Origin of the sequence: Halomonas alimentaria (assembly GCF_009902005.1) — a bacterium.
In the GTDB taxonomy this organism is placed as follows: Bacteria; Pseudomonadota; Gammaproteobacteria; order Pseudomonadales; family Halomonadaceae; genus Halomonas; species Halomonas alimentaria.
Window position 1 is genome coordinate 2,482,712 of record NZ_WUTT01000001.1, and the last position, 18,966, is coordinate 2,501,677.

19 protein-coding genes and 1 tRNA gene are annotated in these 18,966 nt (G+C 66.4%); 9 read left to right on the forward strand and 11 right to left on the reverse strand.

Translation table 11 applies throughout. From position 1 onward, the window contains the following. Positions 1–104: 104 nt before the first annotated feature. Together GRB96_RS11745 and GRB96_RS11750 are read left to right on the forward strand one after the other, a co-directional pair. On the forward strand, positions 105–1,160 hold the full coding sequence (locus GRB96_RS11745; protein ID WP_161432317.1) for an agmatine deiminase family protein: 1,056 nt from the start codon (positions 105–107) through the stop codon (positions 1,158–1,160). 84 nt (positions 1,161–1,244) lie between these two features. Then, positions 1,245–2,144 carry a carbon-nitrogen hydrolase gene (locus GRB96_RS11750; RefSeq protein WP_161432318.1) on the forward strand — a complete coding sequence of 300 codons (900 nt, stop codon included), beginning with the start codon at positions 1,245–1,247 and terminating at the stop codon, positions 2,142–2,144. 82 nt (positions 2,145–2,226) lie between these two features. On the opposite strand, the gene GRB96_RS11755 is transcribed toward GRB96_RS11750, so the two are convergent. The 7 genes from GRB96_RS11755 to GRB96_RS11785 form a co-directional block, all read right to left on the reverse strand. Then, the gene (locus GRB96_RS11755) at positions 2,227–3,468 is read right to left on the reverse strand and encodes a uracil-xanthine permease family protein (RefSeq protein WP_161432319.1); all 1,242 of its coding nucleotides are present in this window, start codon (positions 3,466–3,468) and stop codon (positions 2,227–2,229) included. Positions 3,469–3,536: 68 nt separating this feature from the next. Next, positions 3,537–4,166: a uracil phosphoribosyltransferase gene (gene upp, locus GRB96_RS11760; RefSeq protein WP_161432320.1), complete on the reverse strand. Its 630-nt coding sequence runs from the start codon at positions 4,164–4,166 to the stop codon at positions 3,537–3,539. Between the two features lie 118 nt (positions 4,167–4,284). Next, positions 4,285–4,983: a uracil-DNA glycosylase gene (ung, locus tag GRB96_RS11765; protein ID WP_161432321.1), complete on the reverse strand. Its 699-nt coding sequence runs from the start codon at positions 4,981–4,983 to the stop codon at positions 4,285–4,287. Between the two features lie 16 nt (positions 4,984–4,999). Further along, the gene (gene gpt, locus GRB96_RS11770) at positions 5,000–5,479 is read right to left on the reverse strand and encodes a xanthine phosphoribosyltransferase (protein WP_161432322.1); all 480 of its coding nucleotides are present in this window, start codon (positions 5,477–5,479) and stop codon (positions 5,000–5,002) included. Between the two features lie 4 nt (positions 5,480–5,483). Continuing rightward, positions 5,484–6,029, reverse strand: coding sequence for an adenine phosphoribosyltransferase (locus tag GRB96_RS11775; protein ID WP_161432323.1), 546 nt, complete (start codon positions 6,027–6,029; stop codon positions 5,484–5,486). Positions 6,030–6,051: 22 nt separating this feature from the next. Beyond that, entirely contained in the window at positions 6,052–7,356 is a 1,305-nt protein-coding gene (locus GRB96_RS11780; protein WP_161432324.1) for an NCS2 family permease, read from the reverse strand. Between the two features lie 147 nt (positions 7,357–7,503). Further along, positions 7,504–8,133 carry a riboflavin synthase subunit alpha gene (locus GRB96_RS11785; protein WP_161432325.1) on the reverse strand — a complete coding sequence of 210 codons (630 nt, stop codon included), beginning with the start codon at positions 8,131–8,133 and terminating at the stop codon, positions 7,504–7,506. Positions 8,134–8,517: 384 nt separating this feature from the next. Here GRB96_RS11785 and GRB96_RS11790 point away from each other — a divergent pair, with 384 nt between their 5' ends. From GRB96_RS11790 to GRB96_RS11805, 4 genes are all read left to right on the forward strand, one after another. Beyond that, positions 8,518–9,579: a methionine ABC transporter ATP-binding protein gene (locus tag GRB96_RS11790; RefSeq protein ID WP_161432326.1), complete on the forward strand. Its 1,062-nt coding sequence runs from the start codon at positions 8,518–8,520 to the stop codon at positions 9,577–9,579. Next, positions 9,560–10,213, forward strand: coding sequence for a methionine ABC transporter permease (locus tag GRB96_RS11795; RefSeq protein ID WP_161432327.1), 654 nt, complete (start codon positions 9,560–9,562; stop codon positions 10,211–10,213). Before GRB96_RS11790 ends, GRB96_RS11795 begins: the two co-directional genes overlap by 20 nt. Before the next feature lie 88 nt (positions 10,214–10,301). Beyond that, on the forward strand, positions 10,302–11,090 hold the full coding sequence (locus GRB96_RS11800) for a MetQ/NlpA family ABC transporter substrate-binding protein (protein ID WP_161432328.1): 789 nt from the start codon (positions 10,302–10,304) through the stop codon (positions 11,088–11,090). Positions 11,091–11,293: 203 nt separating this feature from the next. Then, the gene (locus tag GRB96_RS11805) at positions 11,294–11,752 is read left to right on the forward strand and encodes a GAF domain-containing protein (protein WP_161432329.1); all 459 of its coding nucleotides are present in this window, start codon (positions 11,294–11,296) and stop codon (positions 11,750–11,752) included. A 71-nt stretch (positions 11,753–11,823) separates the two neighbouring features. On the opposite strand, the gene GRB96_RS11810 is transcribed toward GRB96_RS11805, so the two are convergent. Beyond that, a tRNA-Val gene (locus tag GRB96_RS11810) sits at positions 11,824–11,900 on the reverse strand. A 124-nt stretch (positions 11,901–12,024) separates the two neighbouring features. Next, entirely contained in the window at positions 12,025–13,509 is a 1,485-nt protein-coding gene (gene glpK, locus GRB96_RS11815) for a glycerol kinase GlpK (protein ID WP_161432330.1), read from the reverse strand. A gap of 117 nt (positions 13,510–13,626) precedes the next feature. Between glpK and glpD the strand changes: the two genes are divergently transcribed. Continuing rightward, on the forward strand, positions 13,627–15,123 hold the full coding sequence (gene glpD / locus GRB96_RS11820; RefSeq protein ID WP_161432331.1) for a glycerol-3-phosphate dehydrogenase: 1,497 nt from the start codon (positions 13,627–13,629) through the stop codon (positions 15,121–15,123). Here the strand turns inward: glpD and GRB96_RS11825 are convergent. Beyond that, positions 15,110–15,697 (reverse strand): histidine phosphatase family protein, encoded by a 588-nt coding sequence (locus GRB96_RS11825; protein WP_161432332.1) that lies wholly within the window; start codon positions 15,695–15,697, stop codon positions 15,110–15,112. The genes glpD and GRB96_RS11825 overlap by 14 nt on opposite strands. Before the next feature lie 109 nt (positions 15,698–15,806). On the opposite strand from GRB96_RS11825, the gene GRB96_RS11830 reads away from it, so the two are divergent. Beyond that, a complete protein-coding gene (locus tag GRB96_RS11830; RefSeq protein WP_232910909.1) occupies positions 15,807–16,871 on the forward strand; it encodes an endonuclease/exonuclease/phosphatase family protein in 1,065 nt (354 codons plus the stop codon). Positions 16,872–16,874: 3 nt separating this feature from the next. Here GRB96_RS11830 and GRB96_RS11835 read toward each other — a convergent pair whose 3' ends face one another. Continuing rightward, a complete protein-coding gene (locus GRB96_RS11835; RefSeq protein WP_161432334.1) occupies positions 16,875–18,254 on the reverse strand; it encodes a class II fumarate hydratase in 1,380 nt (459 codons plus the stop codon). Positions 18,255–18,447: 193 nt separating this feature from the next. On the opposite strand from GRB96_RS11835, the gene GRB96_RS11840 reads away from it, so the two are divergent. After that, entirely contained in the window at positions 18,448–18,825 is a 378-nt protein-coding gene (locus GRB96_RS11840; protein ID WP_420841784.1) for a phasin family protein, read from the forward strand. The last annotated feature ends 141 nt before the right edge of the window (positions 18,826–18,966 follow it).

The window sequence follows — 18,966 nt, forward strand, 5'->3', positions numbered from 1 at the left end:
CGGGGCGAAGACCACCCGGGGCTGTGCCGTCCTGTGCGCTTGCATAGCGCGACCGGGCCGCCTACATTCGCCGCCTGACACCCCACGATCAGGGACATGACCCGATGGCCACACGCCTGCTCCCCGAGTGGCATCCCCAGGATGCCGTCCAACTGACCTGGCCCGGCCCGGAGAGCGATTGGGCATCGATGCTGGAGCGCATCGAGGCGACCCTGGAGGCGATGGTGGTCGCCATCGCCCGCTACGAGAGCGTGCTGATCAGCGTGCCCACCACGCTTGTCCGCACCCACCTCGCGCGACGCTTCTCCCTGCTGGGTGTCCCTGCCGAGCGGCTGACGCTGGTGGTCGCCGAGGCGGACGACACCTGGGCCCGCGACCATGGCCCCCTGGCCGTGGAGTGCGACGGCAAGCTGGTACTGAACGACTATGTATTCACCGGCTGGGGCGGTAAGTTTCCCGCCGCCAGGGACAACACCCTGACCCGCCGCCTCGCCGCAGCCGGCGCCTACGCCTGCCCGGTCAGCGAGCGTGGCCTGGTACTGGAGGGCGGCGCCATCGAGAGCGACGGCGAGGGTACCCTGCTCACCACCGAGGCCTGCCTGCTCAACCCCAATCGCAACCCCGGGCTCGACCGCCGCGCCGTGGAGGAGTGGCTCCACGCGGACTTCGGCGTGACGCGGGTGCTGTGGCTGTCCCACGGGCACCTGGAGGGCGACGACACCGACAGCCACGTGGATACCCTGGCGCGCTTCTGCGACCCGGCCACCATCGCCTACGTGCATTGCGACGACGAGCAGGATCCCCACTACCCGGCGCTTGCCGCCATGGAGGCGGAGCTCAAGGCGCTGCGCCGCGCCGACGGCCAGCCCTACCGTCTGGTGCCCCTGCCCTGGCCCAAAGCCTGCCTGGATCCCGAGGACGGCCACCGCCTGCCGGCCACCTATGCCAACTTCCTGATCATCAACGGCGCCGTGCTGGTGCCCACCTACGGCGACGCCGCCGACACCCGGGCATTGAATGCCCTGGCCGAGGCCTTTCCGGAGCGGGATATCGTGCCCATCGACTGTCGCAGCGTGATCCGCCAGCACGGCAGCCTGCACTGCCTGACCATGCAGCTGCCCAGTGGCAGCCTGAACATCCAGGCGACTGACCAGGACTAAACGAGAGGCCCGGGGATAGGTTGTAGAGAATGTGAGGCTATCGCCGGATACGCCTCGAGCAAAACATAACGAGGAGAACTCAACATGTCCCGTCATCTGAAGGTCGGCCTGGTCCAGCAGCCCGCCTGGCCTGACAAGGCCAGAAGCCTCGCCGAGAGCGAGGCCGGCATCCGCGAGCTGGCCGCCGCCGGCGCCGAGCTGGTCATGCTCCAGGAGCTGCACGCCACCCACTACTTCTGCCAGTACGAAGACACCGAACTCTTCGACCTGGCCGAGCCGCTGGACGGCCCCACCGGGACCCGCCTCGCAGCACTGGCCGCCGAGCTCGATATCGTGCTGGTGGGCTCGCTGTTCGAGCGCCGCGCCGCCGGCCTCTACCACAACACCGCAGTGATCTATGACCGCAAGCTGGGCGCCGTGGGCCACTACCGCAAGATGCACATCCCCGACGATCCGGGCTTCTACGAGAAGTTCTACTTCACGCCGGGGGACGCCGATGGCACCGGCCAGGGCTTCGCCCCCATCGACACCTCGGTAGGCCGGCTCGGCGTGCTGGTGTGCTGGGACCAGTGGTACCCGGAAGCAGCGCGCCTGATGGCCCTGGCCGGAGCGGAGCTGCTGCTCTACCCCACCGCCATCGGCTGGGACCCCGCCGACGACGATGACGAGAAGGCGCGTCAGAAGGACGCCTGGACCCTGATCCAGCGCAGCCACGCAGTGGCCAACGGCGTGCCGGTGGTGGTGGCCAACCGCGTCGACCACGAGCCCGACCACTCCGGGGTCGGCCGCGGCGTCGACTTCTGGGGCGGCAGCTTCATCGCCGGCCCCCAGGGGGAGCTGCTGGCCCACGCCGGCACCCAGGCCGAGCGCCTGCTGGTGACCCTGGACATGGACCGCGGCGAGGACGTGCGGCGGATCTGGCCGTATCTGCGAGACCGCCGCGTCGACGCCTACGGCGACCTGACCCGCCGCTATCGGGACTGAAGAGCGCTAACTGCCTGCGTCAGAGGATGCCAGAGCAACCCGACTCGTAGGAGCGCGATGTATCGCGCGATAAATCGTGCTCCTACTCCTCCTCGGCGCCGGGCAGCACCCAGTTCAGGACGATGCCCACCAGGGCGGCCAGGCTCACCCCCTGCAGGGTGAACTGGCCACCACCCACCTGCATGCCACCGATGCCGAACACCAGAATCAGCGAGATCACCACCAGGTTGCGCGGCGCGGTCAGCGAGTGGCCGGCACGCACCAGGGTGTTCATGCCCACCACGGCAATGGAGCCGAACAGCAGCGTCATGATCCCTCCCATCACGGGCCCGGGGATGGTCTGCAGCAGCGCTCCCAGCTTGGCGATGAAGGCCAGGGTGATGGCGGTGCAGGCGGCCACCAGCATGATGCGCGGGTCGAAAGCGCGGGTCAGGGTCACCGCCCCAGTCACCTCGGAATAGGTGGTGTTGGGCGGCCCGCCGAACAGCGCCGCGGCGGTGGTGGCCAGGCCATCACCGAGCAGGGTGCGATGCAGGCCCGGCTTCTGCAGGTAGTTCTGGCGCGTCACCGAACCGATCGCCACCATGTCGCCGATATGCTCCACCGCCGGGGCGATGGCCACCGGGATCATGAACAGGATCGCCGCCCAGTGGAAGCTCGGCGCGGTGAACTCGGGGATCGCCAACCAGGCCGCCTCGCGCACCGGCGAGAAGTCCACCAGCCCCATCATCAGCGCCAGCACATAGCCAGTGACGATGCCCCCCATGATCGGGACCAGGCGCACGATGCCACGACCGAAGACCGCCAGCACCAGAGTCACCAGCAGGCTCGTCATGGACAGGAAGAGTGCCGGGCCGTAATCGATATGGTCGCTGGTCTCACCGGTCGCCATGCTCACCGCCACCGGTGCCAGTGCCAGGCCGATCACCATGATCACCGGTCCCACCACCACCGGTGGCAACAGGCGATGCAACCAGGCGGTGCCCTTGAGGCGCACGGCCTGGGAGATCGCCACGTAGACCAGGCCGGCGGCCATCAGCCCGCCCATGGTGGCCGACACACCGAAGTTGGCGATGGAGCCCTGGATCGGCGCGATAAAGGCGAACGACGAGGCCAGGAAGACCGGCACCGTCAGCTTCGTCACCCCATGGAACAGCAGCGTGCCGATACCCGCGGTAAACAGGGCTACGCTGGGATCGAGGCCGGTGAGCAGCGGCACCAGCACCAGGGCGCCGAAGGCGACGAACAGCATCTGCACGCCGGTGAGCAGGGTACGTGGCAGGGAGTCGACGGGCCGCGAGCCGGCCGCAGGGGTATCACTCATATGACGGGTCTCCATGAAAACGCCCCTGGAGCGAGGTCTCAGGGGCGTGATGAGAGGTTCGAAAGGGGTCAGCGAGTACCGAAGATCTTGTCACCGGCATCGCCCAGGCCCGGGACGATATAGCCATTCTCGTCGAGGCGCTCATCCACCCCGGCGGTATAGATCTCGATGTCGGGATAGGCCTCCTGCACCCGCTTGATCCCCTCGGGCGCCGCCACCAGGACGATCACCTTCATATGCTTGCAGCCCCGTTCGCGCAGCATGTCCAGGGTCGCCACCATGGTGCCGCCGGTGGCCAGCATGGGGTCGATGACGATGGCCATGCGCTCGTCCAGATCATTGGCGAACTTGGCGAAGTAGGGCACCGGCTCGAGGGTCTCCTCGTCGCGATAGAGACCCACCACGCTGATCCGCGCGCTGGGGATCAGGTCGGTGACGCCGTCGAGCATGCCCAGGCCGGCGCGCAGGATCGGCACGATGGTGACCTTCTTGCCCTTGAGCAGCTGTACCGGGATCTTGTTGCCGCTCCAGCCGTCGATCTCCTGCTCCTGGAGCTCAAGGTCCTGGGTCGCCTCGTAGGTGAGCAGCTTGGCCAGCTCACCGGCCAGTTCGCGAAAACTCTTGGTGCTGATACCAGCTTCACGCATCAAGCCCAGCTTGTGCTGGACCAGGGGGTGCTGGATGGCGTGGACGCTCATGGTCGGGACCTCTTCACTGGTGCGACGGGGGTTGGCGGGCGACGGAAACCGGTCGACCTTGGTCGCATGGACCACGGTGACAAATTGCGCGCCATTCTACCCGCATCCTGCGTTGAGGTTAAGGCGTGGGCGCGTCCGGTTGCTCGGGCAGTTGCCAGTCGATGGGCTCGCGACCGTGCTCGACCAGAAAGGCGTTGGCACGGGAGAAGTGATGGTTGCCGAAGAAGCCGCGGTGGGCGGAGAGTGGCGAGGGGTGTGGGGACTCCAGCACCAGATGGCGCGAGGTATCGATCAGTGCCTTCTTCTTGCGGGCCGGGCTGCCCCAGAGCAGGAACACCGAGGGCTCGGCATGCTCGCTCACCGTGGCGATGGCGTGGTCGGTGAAGGTCTCCCAGCCGCGGCCGCGGTGCGAGCCGGCATTGCCCTGCTCCACCGTCAGCGAGGTGTTGAGCAGCAGCACCCCCTGGCGCGCCCAGGATTCGAGATTGCCGTGATCCACCGGCCTGAAACCCACGTCCGCCTGCAATTCCTTGTAGATATTGACCAGCGACGGCGGGATGCGCACGCCTGGACGCACCGAGAAGCACAGCCCGTGGGCCTGGCCCGGTCCGTGGTAGGGATCCTGGCCGAGGATCACCACCTTGACCCTTTCCAGGGGGGTGAGCTCGAAGGCGCGAAACCACTCCGAGGAGTGGGGGTAGATCACCCTCCTGGCGGCCTTCTCGGCGGCCAGGAAGTCACGCAGCGACTGCATGTAGGGCGCCTCGAACTCGGCGTCGAGCCACTGCTGCCAGCTGGCGGGTAGCGGTGCTGCCATCCCTGCCCTCCTCGCCTCAGCGCTTGACCTGGTCGGCCAGCGGCTCGACGTAGGCCACGCCCATGTCCCAGGGGAACTGGATCCAGCAGTCCTGGGCCACCTCGGTGAGGTACTGGTCGACCAGCGGCTTGCCCTCGGGCTTGGCATAGACGGTGACGAAGTGTGCCCTGGGCAGCATCTCGCGGACCTTGCGGGCGGTCTTGCCGGTGTCCACCAGGTCATCGACCAGCAGCCAGCCCTCGCCGTCATGGTCGACGCCCTTCATGACGTCCAGCCCGCCCTGATCCATGTGGTCGTAGCTCTTGATGCACACCGTATCGATCAGGCGCACGTTGAGCTCCCGGGCGATCAGTGCCGCGGGGATCAGGCCGCCACGGGTGATGGCGACGATGCCCTTGAAGTCACGTTCCACCAGGCGGTGGCAGAGCTCGCGCACGTCGCGATGCAGCTGATCCCAGGAGACGGTGAAGTGCTGGTGGTAGCGGTTGCTGCTCATGGAATCATTCGTCCTCGGTGAAGGAACAGACGGCAAAGACGCCGTAGCCGGCCTCGCGGATGCGCTGGGATCCGCCGAGGTCCGGCAGGTCGACGATGGTGGCGGTCTCGACCACCTGACCGCCGCTGCGGCTGATCAGCTTGGCGGCGGCCAGCATGGTGCCACCGGTGGCGATCAGGTCATCGACGATCAGGATGCGGTCGCCCGCCTTGAAGGCGTCGGAGTGCAGCTCCACCTCGGCCTCGCCGTACTCCAGGGTGTAGGTCTCGCTGATGGTGCGAAACGGCAGCTTGCCCTTCTTGCGCACCGGCACGAAGCTGCAGCCCAACTCGTAGGCCAGGGGCGCGCCGACGATGAATCCGCGGGCGTCGATGGCCGCCACGGCGTCGATATCCATCTCCTGATAGCGGTGCACGAAGCTGTCGACCAGCTTGCGGAAGGCGGCACTGTTCTGCAGCAGCGGCGTGATATCCCGGAAGTTGACCCCCGGCTGGGGCCAGTCGGGGACGGTGCGGATGACGGACTTGATGTAGTCGCCGTAGATGCTCATGGAGGATACCGGTAATGAATGATCAGTCGAGGAACAGGAACTTGGCGGCGAACAGCAGGGCCAGCACGACCACCGCCGGATTCAGGTCACGGAAGCGGCCGGAGAGCGCCTTGATGGCAACGAAGCTGATGAAGCCCAGCGCGATCCCCTCGGCGATGGAGAAGGTCAGCGGCATGGCCAGGGCGGCGATCAGCACCGGGGCGGCGTCGGTGGGGTCTTCCCAGTTGGCATGGGCCAGGCTGCCGGCCATCAGCACCGCTACATAGAGCAGCGCACCGGCCGTGGCATAGGCCGGAATGGAGCCTGCCAGCGGGGCGAAGAACAGGCTGATCAGGAACAGCACGGCCACCACCACGGCGGTCAGGCCGGTGCGCCCGCCCGAGGCGATGCCGGCGGTGGATTCCACGTAGCTGGTGGTGGTGGAAGTGCCCAGCACGGCGCCGGCCATGGAAGCGGTACTGTCGGCCATCATCGCCCGACCGATGCGCGGCAGCTTGCCCTCCTTGTCGAGCAGGCCGCCCTTGTGGGCCACGCCGATCAGCGTGCCGGAGGTATCGAAGAGGTCGACGAACAGGAAGGCGAAGATCACGCTGAGCATCGCCACATCGAGTGCGCCGGCCAGGTCCAGGGCCATGAAGGTCGGGGCCATGGAGGGCGGCATGGACATCAGGCCGCCATACTCGTTATGGCCGAGCACCATGGCCAGCACGGTGATGCCGAGGATGCCGATCATCACCGCACCGGTGACACGCATGTAGGAGAGCGCGGTGATCACGAAGAAGCCCAGCAGCGCATACAGCGCCGACGGTTCGGAGAGGTCACCCACCGCGACGTAGGTGGCCGGGTTGGCGACCACGATGCCGGCGTTCTTCATGGCGATCATCGCCAGGAACAGACCGATACCCGCGGCGATGCCAAGGCGCAGGGAGAGCGGGATCGAGTTGATGATCCACTCGCGCACCCGGAAGATGCTGAGCAGGAAGAAGGTCAGGCCCGAGAAGAAGACCGCACCCAGCGCCGCCTCCCAGGTGTAGCCCATGCCCAGCACCACGCCGTAGGTAAAGAAGGCGTTGAGCCCCATGCCCGGGGCCTGGGCGATGGGATAGTTGGCCCACAACCCCATCACCAGGCAGCCCAGTGCCGCGGCCAGGCAGGTGGCGACGAACACCGCACCGTAGTCCATGCCCGCCTCGGAGAGGATGCTGGGGTTGACGAAGATGATGTAGGCCATCGTCAGGAAGGTGGTGAACCCCGCGATGACCTCCGTCTTGACGGAAGTCTTGTGCTCGGAGAGCTTGAATTGACGTTCGATCAGGCGATTCAGCATGGTGTCGTTCCTGGGCGCGTGGACGGTGCTGCGATCCTGGGTGCGGAAAAGCCGCACATGGTACCCAAAGCCTCACGGCGATGCGAGGCAGCGGTGTCTGCCAAGTTAAGCAGCTGACGGTAGCGGCGTCAGCCGCCGCCACCAACGCTAGATGCCACGGGTCTCCAGCACACGCTCAACCGTCTCGACGATGGCCTGGGTCTGGGGGTCGATCTCGATATTGACCCGATCGCCGGGCACGCGCACGCCCAGGATGGTGCGGTGCAGGGTCTCGGGTATCAGGTCGACGCAGAAGCGCGGGCCATGCTCGGCCGTGGCACGACGCACCTCGCCGATGGTCAGGCTCGCCCCGTCGACGCCGATATAGCCCTTGGCGAACAGGAAGCGACCCAGGGCATGGGGTAGCTCGAACCACAGCCGCCGATTGTTGGGCGCCTCGTCGAGCTCGACCAGCTCGGCCTGGGCCATGATGTGTCCCGACATGGCGTGCCCGCCTATCTCGTCACCGAAGCGCGCGGCCCGCTCGATGTTGACCCGATCCCCCACCGCCAGCTCACCGAGATTGGTGACGCGCAGCGTCTCGCGCATCAGGTCGAAGCTGACGCGTTCACCATCGATGGCGGTCGCCGTAAGACAGACGCCGTTATGGGCCACCGAGGCCCCGATCGCGAGCTCCTCCCCCAGGCTCCCGGGCAGCGCGACGACATGGGTACGGAAGGCCTCGGCCTCCTGGATGGCCACCACCTCGGCGGTGCCCTGGACGATACCGGTGAACATGACGGCTCCTGACAACTGGCGCCCACACGGGGCTTGGAAAGGAGGACGAGTGTAGGCAATTCGTCGCGCTCGCGTCCATTGCCGCCGGATACCACAAGATCCACCAAATCCTTCGACATCGACAAAGGATATTTCGACATTAATGACAAGAGACCAGGTAGCCCGTCGGCGTTATTGACAGGCCCATGGCCTGCCCCTATGCTTGCCGGCTACATTGAATGGCGCCGATTTGAACCCGGCTTGCGGGCGCCCGCGACATGACTCGGTCATGGCGTGAAGTGCAGCTAAAAGGGTGTGTCCAGCGTTGATGGCCACCCGCCAGGGTGGCCTTTTTTTGGCCCCTGCCCTGCACCGCCCGCCTCGGCGCCCACAGCGGTGGCATCCATGATCCGACTCGACAACGTTTCCAAGACCTATGTGCTCAAGGGCCGACACGGCGGCATCGCCAGGACCGTGCCGGCGCTCAAGCACGTCGACTTCCACGTGCCCGCGGGCCGCATCCACGGCGTGATCGGTCTCTCCGGGGCCGGCAAGTCGACGCTGATCCGCTGCGTCAACCTTCTCGAACGCCCGACCACCGGCACCGTCACCGTCGACGGCCGCGAACTCACCGGCCTGTCGCGCCAGGCGCTCAACCAGGCGCGCCATGGCATGGGCATGATCTTCCAGCATTTCAACCTGCTGACCAACCGCACTGTCTTCGCCAATGTGGCCCTGCCCCTGGAGCTGATGGGCATGCCGCGCGGCGAGATCCGCGAGCGGGTCACCCCGCTGCTGGAGTTGGTAGGACTCGCCGACAAGGCCAGCCAGTATCCGGCCCAGCTCTCCGGCGGCCAGAAGCAGCGCGTGGCCATCGCCCGGGCACTCGCCAGCCGTCCCAAGGTACTGCTGTGCGACGAGGCCACCTCGGCACTCGACCCACAGACCACCGGGTCGATCCTGGCCCTGCTGCGCGACATCAACCAGAAGCTCGGCCTGACTATCCTGCTGATCACCCACGAGATGGAGGTGGTCAAGTCGATCTGTCATCGGGTGAGCCTGATCTCCGACGGCGAGCTGGTCGAGGAGGCTGACGTGGGCGACTTCTTTACCGCCCCGCAGACGCGGCTGGGCCGCGAGTTCCTCAACGACTTCCTCAAGCTGGAGCCACCGCGGGCACTGATCGAGCGACTCGAGGCGTCCCCGGGCCACAACACCCACCCGGTGGTGCGCCTGGCCTTCCGCGGCGACGCCGTGGCCTCGCCGCTGGTGTCGCGCCTGGCCCGGGAGTGCGGCGTCGATGTCAGCATCCTGCAGGCCAAGGTGGAGTCGATCCAGGAGCGCACCCTGGGCCTGATGATCGCCGAACTGATGGGCCCGGCGGAGAAGACCCGCGAGGCCCTCGACTATCTCGAATCCCACGACCTGCAGGTGGAGGTGCTTGGCCATGTCCAGCGCAATGCTTGAACTGATCCTCGAGGCGACCCTCGACACCCTCTATATGGTAGCCATCTCCGGGGTGATCTCGGCCCTGGTGGGCATCCCGCTGGGGGTACTGCTCTATGTCACCCGCCCTGGTCAGGTGCTGGCCCAACCGGCACTCAACGGCGCGCTGGGAATCATCACCAATATCGGCCGCTCGATCCCGTTCATCATCCTGATGGTGGCGATTATCCCCTTCACACGCATGCTGGTGGGCACCTCCATCGGCACCAACGCCGCCGCCGTGCCGCTGACCATCGCCGCGATTCCGTTCATCGCACGCCTGGTAGAAGGCGCACTCAACGAGATCAACCCGGGCCTGGTCGAGGCCGCCCAGTCCATGGGCGCCACCCCCTGGCAGATCATCCTCAAGGTGCTGCTGCCCGAGGCACGGGGTGGCATCTTCACCGCCCTTACCGTCACCATCGTGACCCTGGTGAGCTACTCGGCCATGGCCGGCGCCGTGGGCGGCGGCGGCCTGGGCGACCTCGGCATCCGCTACGGCTACAATCGATTCAACCCCACCATCATGTTGATCACCGTGGCGATCCTGGTGGTCATGGTGCAGGGCTTCCAGAGCCTGGGGGACTACCTGGTAAGGAAGAGCGACCACAAGTAAGGAAGACACCGTTAAATAACATATTGATATTTAAAATATCAGGCTTATTCCTTTAGTATCGTAACGACACAACAGAAGGAGCGATTCCATGCGCAAGACACTGCTCGCCACCCTGCTGGCCTCCATCCTGCCCGTCGGCAGCGCCCTGGCCGATGATCACGCCATCAAGGTCGGCACCGTCGCCGGTCCCGAGACCCAGGTGATGGAAGTCGCCGCCGAGATCGCCGAGCGCGAGTACGGCCTCGAGGTGGAGATCATCGAGTTCACCGACTACGTGACACCCAACGCCGCACTGGCCGACGGCAGCCTCGACGCCAACGCCTACCAGCACGAGCCCTACATGCGCTCCATGGTCGAGGACCGCGGCTACGACTTCGCCATCGCCGGCTACACCTTCGTCTACCCCATCGGCGCCTACTCCGAGAAATATGACAGCATCGAGGCGCTGCCGGACGGTGCCACCATCGCCCTGCCCAATGACCCCTCCAACGAGGGGCGCGCGCTTATCCTGATGCACAACCTCGGCATGCTGGAGCTGACCGACCCCGAGAACCTGGAAGCCACGCCGCTGGATATCGCCGCCAACCCGCGCGACTTCGAGTTCCGCGAGATCGAGGCCGCCCAGCTCCCGCGCGTGCTGCCCGACGTCGATATGGCCTTCATCAACAACACCTTCGCCCAGCCCGCCGGTTTGACCCTGGACGACGCCCTGATCAAGGAGGGCCCGGAGTCACCCTACGTCAACCTGATCGCGGTACGCGGCGGTGACGAAGAGCGCGAAGCGATCCAGCAGCTGGTCAAGTCCTACCAGACCGAAGAGGTCGAGGCCAAGGCCGAGGAGCTGTTCGGTGCCCAGGCGGTGCCCGGCTGGAAGTAAGGTAACTCGATTGCCTAGCGGCAAGGTGCGCCGGGGGCAAGCCGGAGAGGAGGTCCTACGCCAGGGATGGCGTCGGTAGCGCCCAGGGAGGGGTTCACAGCGCCTCCTCGGCGGTCCGGCGCTCCGGGGCTTGCCGCCGGATCAGCACCGACAATGCCAGAGGGCCGGCCGCAAGGCCGGCCCTGCTGTTTCAAGGAGCCAAGATGACGCCCGACTATTCGCTACTCGACCGCCAGCTGGCAGCCCTTCTCGACACCCGCGACTGGCTGACCAACAGCGCCCAGACCTGTGCCTTCATCATGCAGCAGGTCCCCGATCTCAACTGGGCCGGGTTCTATCTGCAGCGCCAGCCGGAGCTGCTCTCCCTGGGCCCCTTCCAGGGCAAACCGGCCTGCCACCCAATTCCCTTCGCCAAGGGAGTGTGCGGGGCAGCCGCACGCACACGCTCCACCCAGCGCGTGGATGACGTCCACAGCGTGGCCGACCATATCGCCTGCGACGCCGACTCCAGCGCCGAACTGGTGGTGCCGGTCGTGGTTGCGGATCGACTGTGGGGCGTGCTGGACCTGGACAGCCCACGCCAGGGGCGTTTCACCGACGAGGACCAGGCGGGCATCGAGGCCCTGATGGCCACCTTCATCGAACGCACCGACCTCGCCTGAGCCTCGGCAGCCAGGCAGGAGGTACAAAACAAATCGCCCCCGCAGCAGGGCTGCGGGGGCGATTCTGTATCTGGTAGGACCAGGCGGATTTGAACCGCCGACCTCCACGATGTCAACGTGGCGCTCTAACCAACTGAGCTATGGTCCTGAATCTCCGCTGCGACAAGACTTCGTCGCGGCAACGGATGCGTATTCTACCCATCCGGCCCGGGAATGCAAGCCCTGATGTCACCCGCCAATGCCGGCGAATCAGCACCTTGAACGGTTTCACGCTACTCGGTACGCACCCGTTCGATGGCCTCCTTCCAGCCTCCATAGAGGCGCTCGCGTTCTGCCTCGTCCATCTGCGGCGAAAAGCGACGTTCACAGCGCCACAGCGCGGCGATCTCGTCGAGGTCACGATACCAGCCGAGCCGAAGCCCGGCGAGATAGGCAGCACCCAGGGCCGTCGTCTCCAGCACCGTGGGGCGGTCCACCGGAACGCCCAGCATGTCGGCGAGGAACTGCATCACCCAGTTGTTGGCCACCATGCCACCATCGACCCTGAGGATGCCCGGCGTGGCGGACATGTCATCGTCCATGCAGACCTGCAGGTCGCGGCTCTGGTAGCAGACGGCCTGGAGGCCGGCGGCGACGATCTCGGCGATACCGGTATCGCGGGTCAGGCCGAAGATCGCCCCGCGCGCCTTGGGGTCCCAGTGCGGTGCGCCCAGGCCGGTGAAGGCCGGCACCAGATAGACGCTATGGCCGCTGCGCGTCTGGCGCGCCAGGGCCTCGGTCTCCGCGGCGTCGGCAAACAGCTGCAGACCGTCGCGCAGCCACTGCACCGTAGCTCCGGCAACGAAGATGCTGCCCTCCATGGCGTAGGTGGGCTTGCCGTTGAGCCGATAGGCCACCGTGGTCAGCAAGCGGTTGCGCGAGGTCTCGGCGACCTCGCCGGTGTTGACGATCATGAAGCAGCCGGTGCCGTAGGTGCTCTTGCCCATGCCGGGCGTGAAGCAGGCCTGGCCGACCAGCGCGGCCTGCTGGTCACCGGCCACCCCGGCGATGGGCAACTCCTCTCCCAGCCAGCGGGCATCGACATGGCCGAAGTCGTCGCTGGAGTCCTTGACCTCGGGCAGCAGGTTTTCCGGGATGTCGAACAAGGCCAGCAGCGCCTCGTCCCAGCGCTGCTCATGGATATTGAACAGGGCGGTGCGCGAGGCATTGGTGGCATCGGTGGCATGCACCCGACCGCCCGTCAGCCGCCAGATCAGGAAGCTGTCCACGGTGCCGAAGGCCAGCTCTCCCCGCTCGGCCCGCTCCCGCGCACCCGGGACCTCATCGAGCAGCCAGCCGAGCTTGGTCGCCGAGAAGTAGGGGTCGATCAGCAGCCCCGTGCGTGACTGGACATCCTCCAGGTGGCCCGCCTCACGCAACTGCCGGCAGGCCTCGTCAGTGCGGCGATCCTGCCAGACGATGGCGTTGTAGAGCGGCTCGCCGGTCGCCCGGTCCCACAGCACGGTGGTCTCGCGCTGATTGGTGATGCCGACCCCGGCGATCGCCTCCGGAGCGATGCCCGTATCGGCGAGCACTTCGCGGCAGGTGGCGAGCACGGACTCCCAGATATCCTCCGGATCATGCTCGATCCAGCCATCGTGGGGAAAGTGCTGAGGGAATTCGCGCTGCGCCGTGGCCACAGCCTGACCATCACGATCGAAGAGGATGGCGCGGGAACTGGTGGTGCCCTGATCGATAGCGAGCAGATAGTCGGCCATGCCGGCTCCTGTTATCACCGTTGACGTATCATTCTACGGTACCCTCGGATGATCCTTACCGCCAGACTCGCGGGGCCCCGCCAGGGGCGGGGCTCCCACCCAGCCAGGAAAGCCGACATGCAGCAGGCAGACACGACCCAGCCGCTGGACCTGTTCGTGATCGGCGGCGGCATCAATGGCGCCGGGATTGCCAATGATGCCGCCGGTCGCGGCCTGACGGTCGGCCTGTGCGAACAGGGAGACCTCGCCGGCGCCACCTCCTCGGCCAGCAGCAAGCTGATCCACGGCGGCCTGCGCTACCTGGAACACCACGAATTCCGGCTGGTGCGCGAGGCGTTGCGCGAGCGCGAGGTGCTGCTTGCCAAGGCCCCGCACATCATCTGGCCACTGCGCTTCATCCTGCCCTACCGCCCCCACCTGCGTCCGGCCTGGATGCTGCGCACCGGCCTGTTCCTCTACGACCATCTCGGCAAGCGTGACAGGCTCCCGGGATCACGCAGGATCCGGCTCACCCCGGACCTGGGCCTGGCCGCCGACATCACCACCGGCTTCGAGTATTCAGACTGCTGGGTAGATGATGCCCGCCTGGTGGTGCTCAATGCCATCCAGGCCCGCGACAACGGCGCCGACATCCGTGTCCGCACCCGCTGCATCGGCACCCGAGAAGTCGACGGGCAGTGGGAAGTGGAGCTCGAGGAGGTCGATTCAGGCCGCCGCCTGTCCCGTCGCTGCCGGACACTGGTCAACGCCGCCGGCCCCTGGGTGGAGCAGGTGGTCCGCCACCAGGCCAGCAGGTCATCGCGGTACGGAGTGCGCCTTATCCAGGGCAGCCACCTGATCGTGCCTCGGCTGAACCATGACGAGCGTGCCTATATCCTGCAGAACAGCGACCGGCGCATCGTCTTCGCGCTGCCCTACGAGGAAGACTTCAGCCTGATCGGCACCACCGACCGTCGCTATCAGGGCGACCCGTCACGCGTCGAGGCGAGTGAGGAGGAGATCGACTACCTGCTGTCGGTGGTCAATGCCCACTTCCGCAGCCAGCTCTCCCGGGACGCCGTGATCCACACCTTCTCCGGGGTGCGTCCGCTGTGCGATGACGAATCGGCCGACCCCTCGGCCATGACGCGGGACTATACCCTCGACCTGGATGCTCGCGGTGCCCCGTTGCTGTCGGTCTTCGGCGGCAAGATCACCACCTACCGCAAGCTCGCCGAGGCCGCCCTGGCGGCGCTGGCGCCGCACCTGCCGACCATGGGCAAGCCCTGGACCGCCGAGACGCCGCTGCCGGGCGGCGATATCGGTGACCCGGCAAGCTACGAGGCTCAGCTGCTCACGAAATACCCATTCCTGGACGCCGCCCAGGCGCGGCGCTTTGCGCGCACCTATGGTTCGCTTTGCCAGACGTTTCTCGACGGCAGGGACTCTCAAGCCGCCCTGGGGCTGGCGTTCGGCGCCGGACTGACCGCCGCCGAGGTGGACTACCTCGTCGATCGTGAGTGGGCACGCTCCCTCGAGGACATCCTGTGGCGGCGAACCAAGCTGGCACTGCACCTCGACACCGTCGGGGTGCGTCGGCTCAGGGCGTATCTGGACACGCTCACAGGACAGTGATGCTGGCAGGCGTCAGCGACGGCGGCTCGCGATGTCTGTTCAGCTCGCGCCCTTCGAGGGCGGCGAGCAAGATCTGCAGCGGGTCCCCGTGGCTGACCAGCATTACGGTTTCACCGGCGAGGCGCTCCTCCAGTTCATCGATCACCGCCGTCATGCGGGCCGCCACCTCGACCACGCTCTCGACCCCGGCATGGCGATGCGTCGGATCAGCGGCATCCCGTGTCCAGACCTGCGCATAGTGGTCGTCTGTGCGCCCCTCGAAGTCGCCGAAGTATCGTTCCCGAAGCCTCGTTTCGGCGACGAGCGGAAGCCCGAAGTGACGCGCGATGCGCTCTGCCGTCTCCGTGGTACGACGGAAGTCCGAATGCAGGATTCGCTGGGGGATCGCCCATCGCCAGTCGGCCAGCAGCGCATCGAGCTGCTCCCGCCCTCGGCACGAGAGACCATAGCCGGCAATCCCCTGTTCCGGCGAGCTGATGATGACGCCCTGCTGGTTGGCCTGGCTGTGGCCATGGCGAATCAGCAGATAGCGGTTGTGCCGCCTGCCTGACGCTGCGGGAAACAGGTGGGTCATGGTGCTGGTCGCAATCTCCGGATTGAACGGGGTATCAGCAGAGCCTGATCGAGCCAACGTAACCTTCTCGAGGTATGCTGGGAGTATCGTCTGCAAGGGAACATGCCTAGTGGTCTCCATTGCGTCTGCCGTGCTTGCCTTGCTGCTGCTCGGCATCACCCTCGTCGCCAGGCTGCGCGTCACCTGGTGGTGGATTCGCGCTGCCGAATTCCCCCGGGTACAACTGGCCGCCGCCGCCCTGCTGTTGCTGCCCATCTGCACATTTGCCGACGCCCCCTGGTCTCTGGTTGGCCTTGGGAGCTGCCTGATGGTGATCGCGATCCAGGTCGTCCATGTACTGCCCTGGACCCCGTTCTGGCCGGTACAGGTCAAGCGTGCCGAGCCGGGACACGAGAGCCGCTGCCTGACGCTGCTGATCGCCAATGTCCTGACGCCCAACCGCAATGCCCGGGGGCTGATCGCACAGATCCATCAATACCGCCCCGACCTCGTGCTCACCCTGGAGTCCGATGGCTGGTGGCAGGAGCAACTCGATGGCGCCCTCAACGAGGCGTGGCCCCATGCAATAAGGGTTCCGCTGGACAACCTCTACGGCATGCATCTCTATTCACGCCTGCCGCTGGTCGACCCCGAGGTCCAGTGGCTGATCCAGGACGATATCCCCTCGTTTCATACCGGCGTTCGCCTGCCTTGCGGCGACGAGATCCGCCTCCACGCCCTGCACCCACGCCCGCCTGCCCCCGGCGAGAGCGAGGAGTCACTGTGGCGCGACGCCGAGCTGCTGCTGGTGGGCAAGGCGATCCACGACGACCCGGTGCCAACTCTGGTGGCGGGGGACCTCAACGATGTCGCCTGGTCTCGCACCACACGCCTGTTCTGCCGGGTAAGCGGCATGCTCGACCCACGCCGGGGCCGCGGCATGTTCAGCACCTTCCACGCCCACTATCCCCTGTTGCGCTGGCCGCTTGACCACGTCTTCGCAAGCGAGCACTTCACCCTGGGAGGCCTGAAGCGACTGCGCGGCTTCGGCTCTGACCACTTTCCCATCCTGGCCACACTCTGCTTCCGGCCCGCCCGAGCCGACGAGCATGACACCCCAGAGGCGGACGCCGAAGAGCACCGCGAGGCCCACAACACGGTCCACGAGGGCAAGGAGCGCGAGCAGCAGGAGTGAGCGCTATTCCGGTATTCCGCCCCGCGTCAGAGCAGCGGGGTCGAGCAGCCGCGTGAGCTCCTCCCGGGAGAGCTCGGTCTGCTCCTCGGCCACCTCGATGATCGGCCGACCGGCCTGGTAGGCCTGCTTGGCGATGGCCGCCGCGGCGTTGTAGCCGATCACCGAGTTCAGCGCCGTCACCAGGATCGGGTTGCGTGACAACGGCTCGGCGAGGTTCTCCTCACGCACCCGGAAGGTGGCGATGGCGCGGTTGCCGAGCAGCCAGGCGGTATTGCTCATCAGGGTGATCGACGTCAGCAGATTGTGTGCGATCAGCGGCAGCATGACGTTGAGCTGGAAGTTGCCGCTCTGCCCGGCCACGGTGACCGCCGTATCGAGCCCGATCACCTGGGCAGCGGCCTGGGCCGCCGACTCGGGGATCACCGGATTGACCTTGCCCGGCATGATCGAGCTGCCCGGCTGCAGGGCCTCCAGCTCGATCTCGCCAAGGCCGGCCAACGGGCCGGAGTTCATCCAGCGCAGGTCGTTGGCGATCTTCATGATCACACACGCCAGGCCCCTGAGCTGTCCGGAGAGCTCCACCGCCGCATCCTGGGAGGCGAGGCTGGCAAAGAAGCTGTCGTTTGGGGTGAAGGCGAGTACGCTCTGCTCGGAGAGCCGGGCGGCCATGCGCTCGGCGAACTCGGGGTGAGCATTGATGCCGGTACCCACCGCCGTGCCCCCCTGGGCCAGGCGGCAGAGCCTGACCAGAGCACTATCCAGGCGCTCGATGGCCTGCCCCAGCTGGCTCGACCAGCCGCCCAGTTCCTGGCTCATGCGCAGGGGCATGGCATCCATCAGGTGGGTACGACCGGTCTTGACCACGCCATCGAGATCAGCGGCGCGGCTGTCGATGGTCTCGCGCAGATGAACCAGGGCCGGACGCAGGCGGTTGGTCACCTCCAGCGCCGCGGCGACATGGATGGCGGTGGGAATCACGTCATTGCTGGACTGGCCCATGTTGACATGATCATTGGGCCCCACCTCCAGCCCCTTGCGACTGGCCAGGTTCGCCAGCACCTCGTTGACATTCATGTTGCTGGACGTACCGGAACCGGTCTGGAAGACGTCCACCGGAAAGTGCTCATCATGCTCACCGCGGATCACCGCCTCGGCGGCGGTGGCGATCGCCTCGGCGCGCTCGTCGTCGAGTAGCCCGAGCTCGGCATTGACGCGCGCCGCGGCGAGCTTGATACGCGCAATGGCATGAATGAACGGCGCGGGCATGGCCTGGCCCGAGACCGGGAAATTGTTGACGGCGCGCTGAGTCTGCGCCCCATAGAGGGCATCCGCCGGGACCTCCAGCGCCCCCATGCTGTCGCGTTCGCTGCGTGTCGCACTCATCGCCTGGCTCCTCATGTCGGCCGCGGTTCTCTCCCCTCACCATGGTGCCGCCCACCCCATTCGGCAAGGCCCGCGTCACTCGCGGTGCTGCTCGATATCGATGTTGCACTGCACAAGCCGCTCTGCTATTGTGCATCGCAACAGAGCAGCAACTGCTCCCCTACACTCAGTGAAACCAGGAGGTTCCACCATGATGAACGCCTTCAACTTCGACACCAAGGCCTTCGACACCAAGCAAGTCGAGTCCATGTTCTTCGCTCCGGCCCGCGCCTACGCCAACCTGGCGGTGGACTACAGCGAGAAACTGGCCCACGCCCAGCTCGACGCCACCAAGGCCTACACCGACACTGGCCTGGCCCAGCTGCGCACCCTGATGAACGTCAAGGATGCCGAAGGCCTGCGCTCCTACATGGAAGGTCAGCAGAAGGTCGCCAAGGACCTCGCCGAGCGCATGAAGGGCGACGCCGAGAAGGTTGTCTCCCTGCAGCAGGACTTCGTCCAGCAGAGCCAGAAGCTGACCGAGGAGAACGTCAAGCAGGCCCAGGCGACCGCCACCAAGGCCGCCCAGTAAGCTTGACCTCGGGGCGCTCCGGCGCCCTGCTCCCCCGGGAGATCCCCAAACCGCCGCCCCTTGCAGGGCGGCGGTTTTCGTTGGTAGCGGCATGCCCTTTGGCCTGGTGTTACGCTACCCTTGGCCGAGGCACGGGGCGCC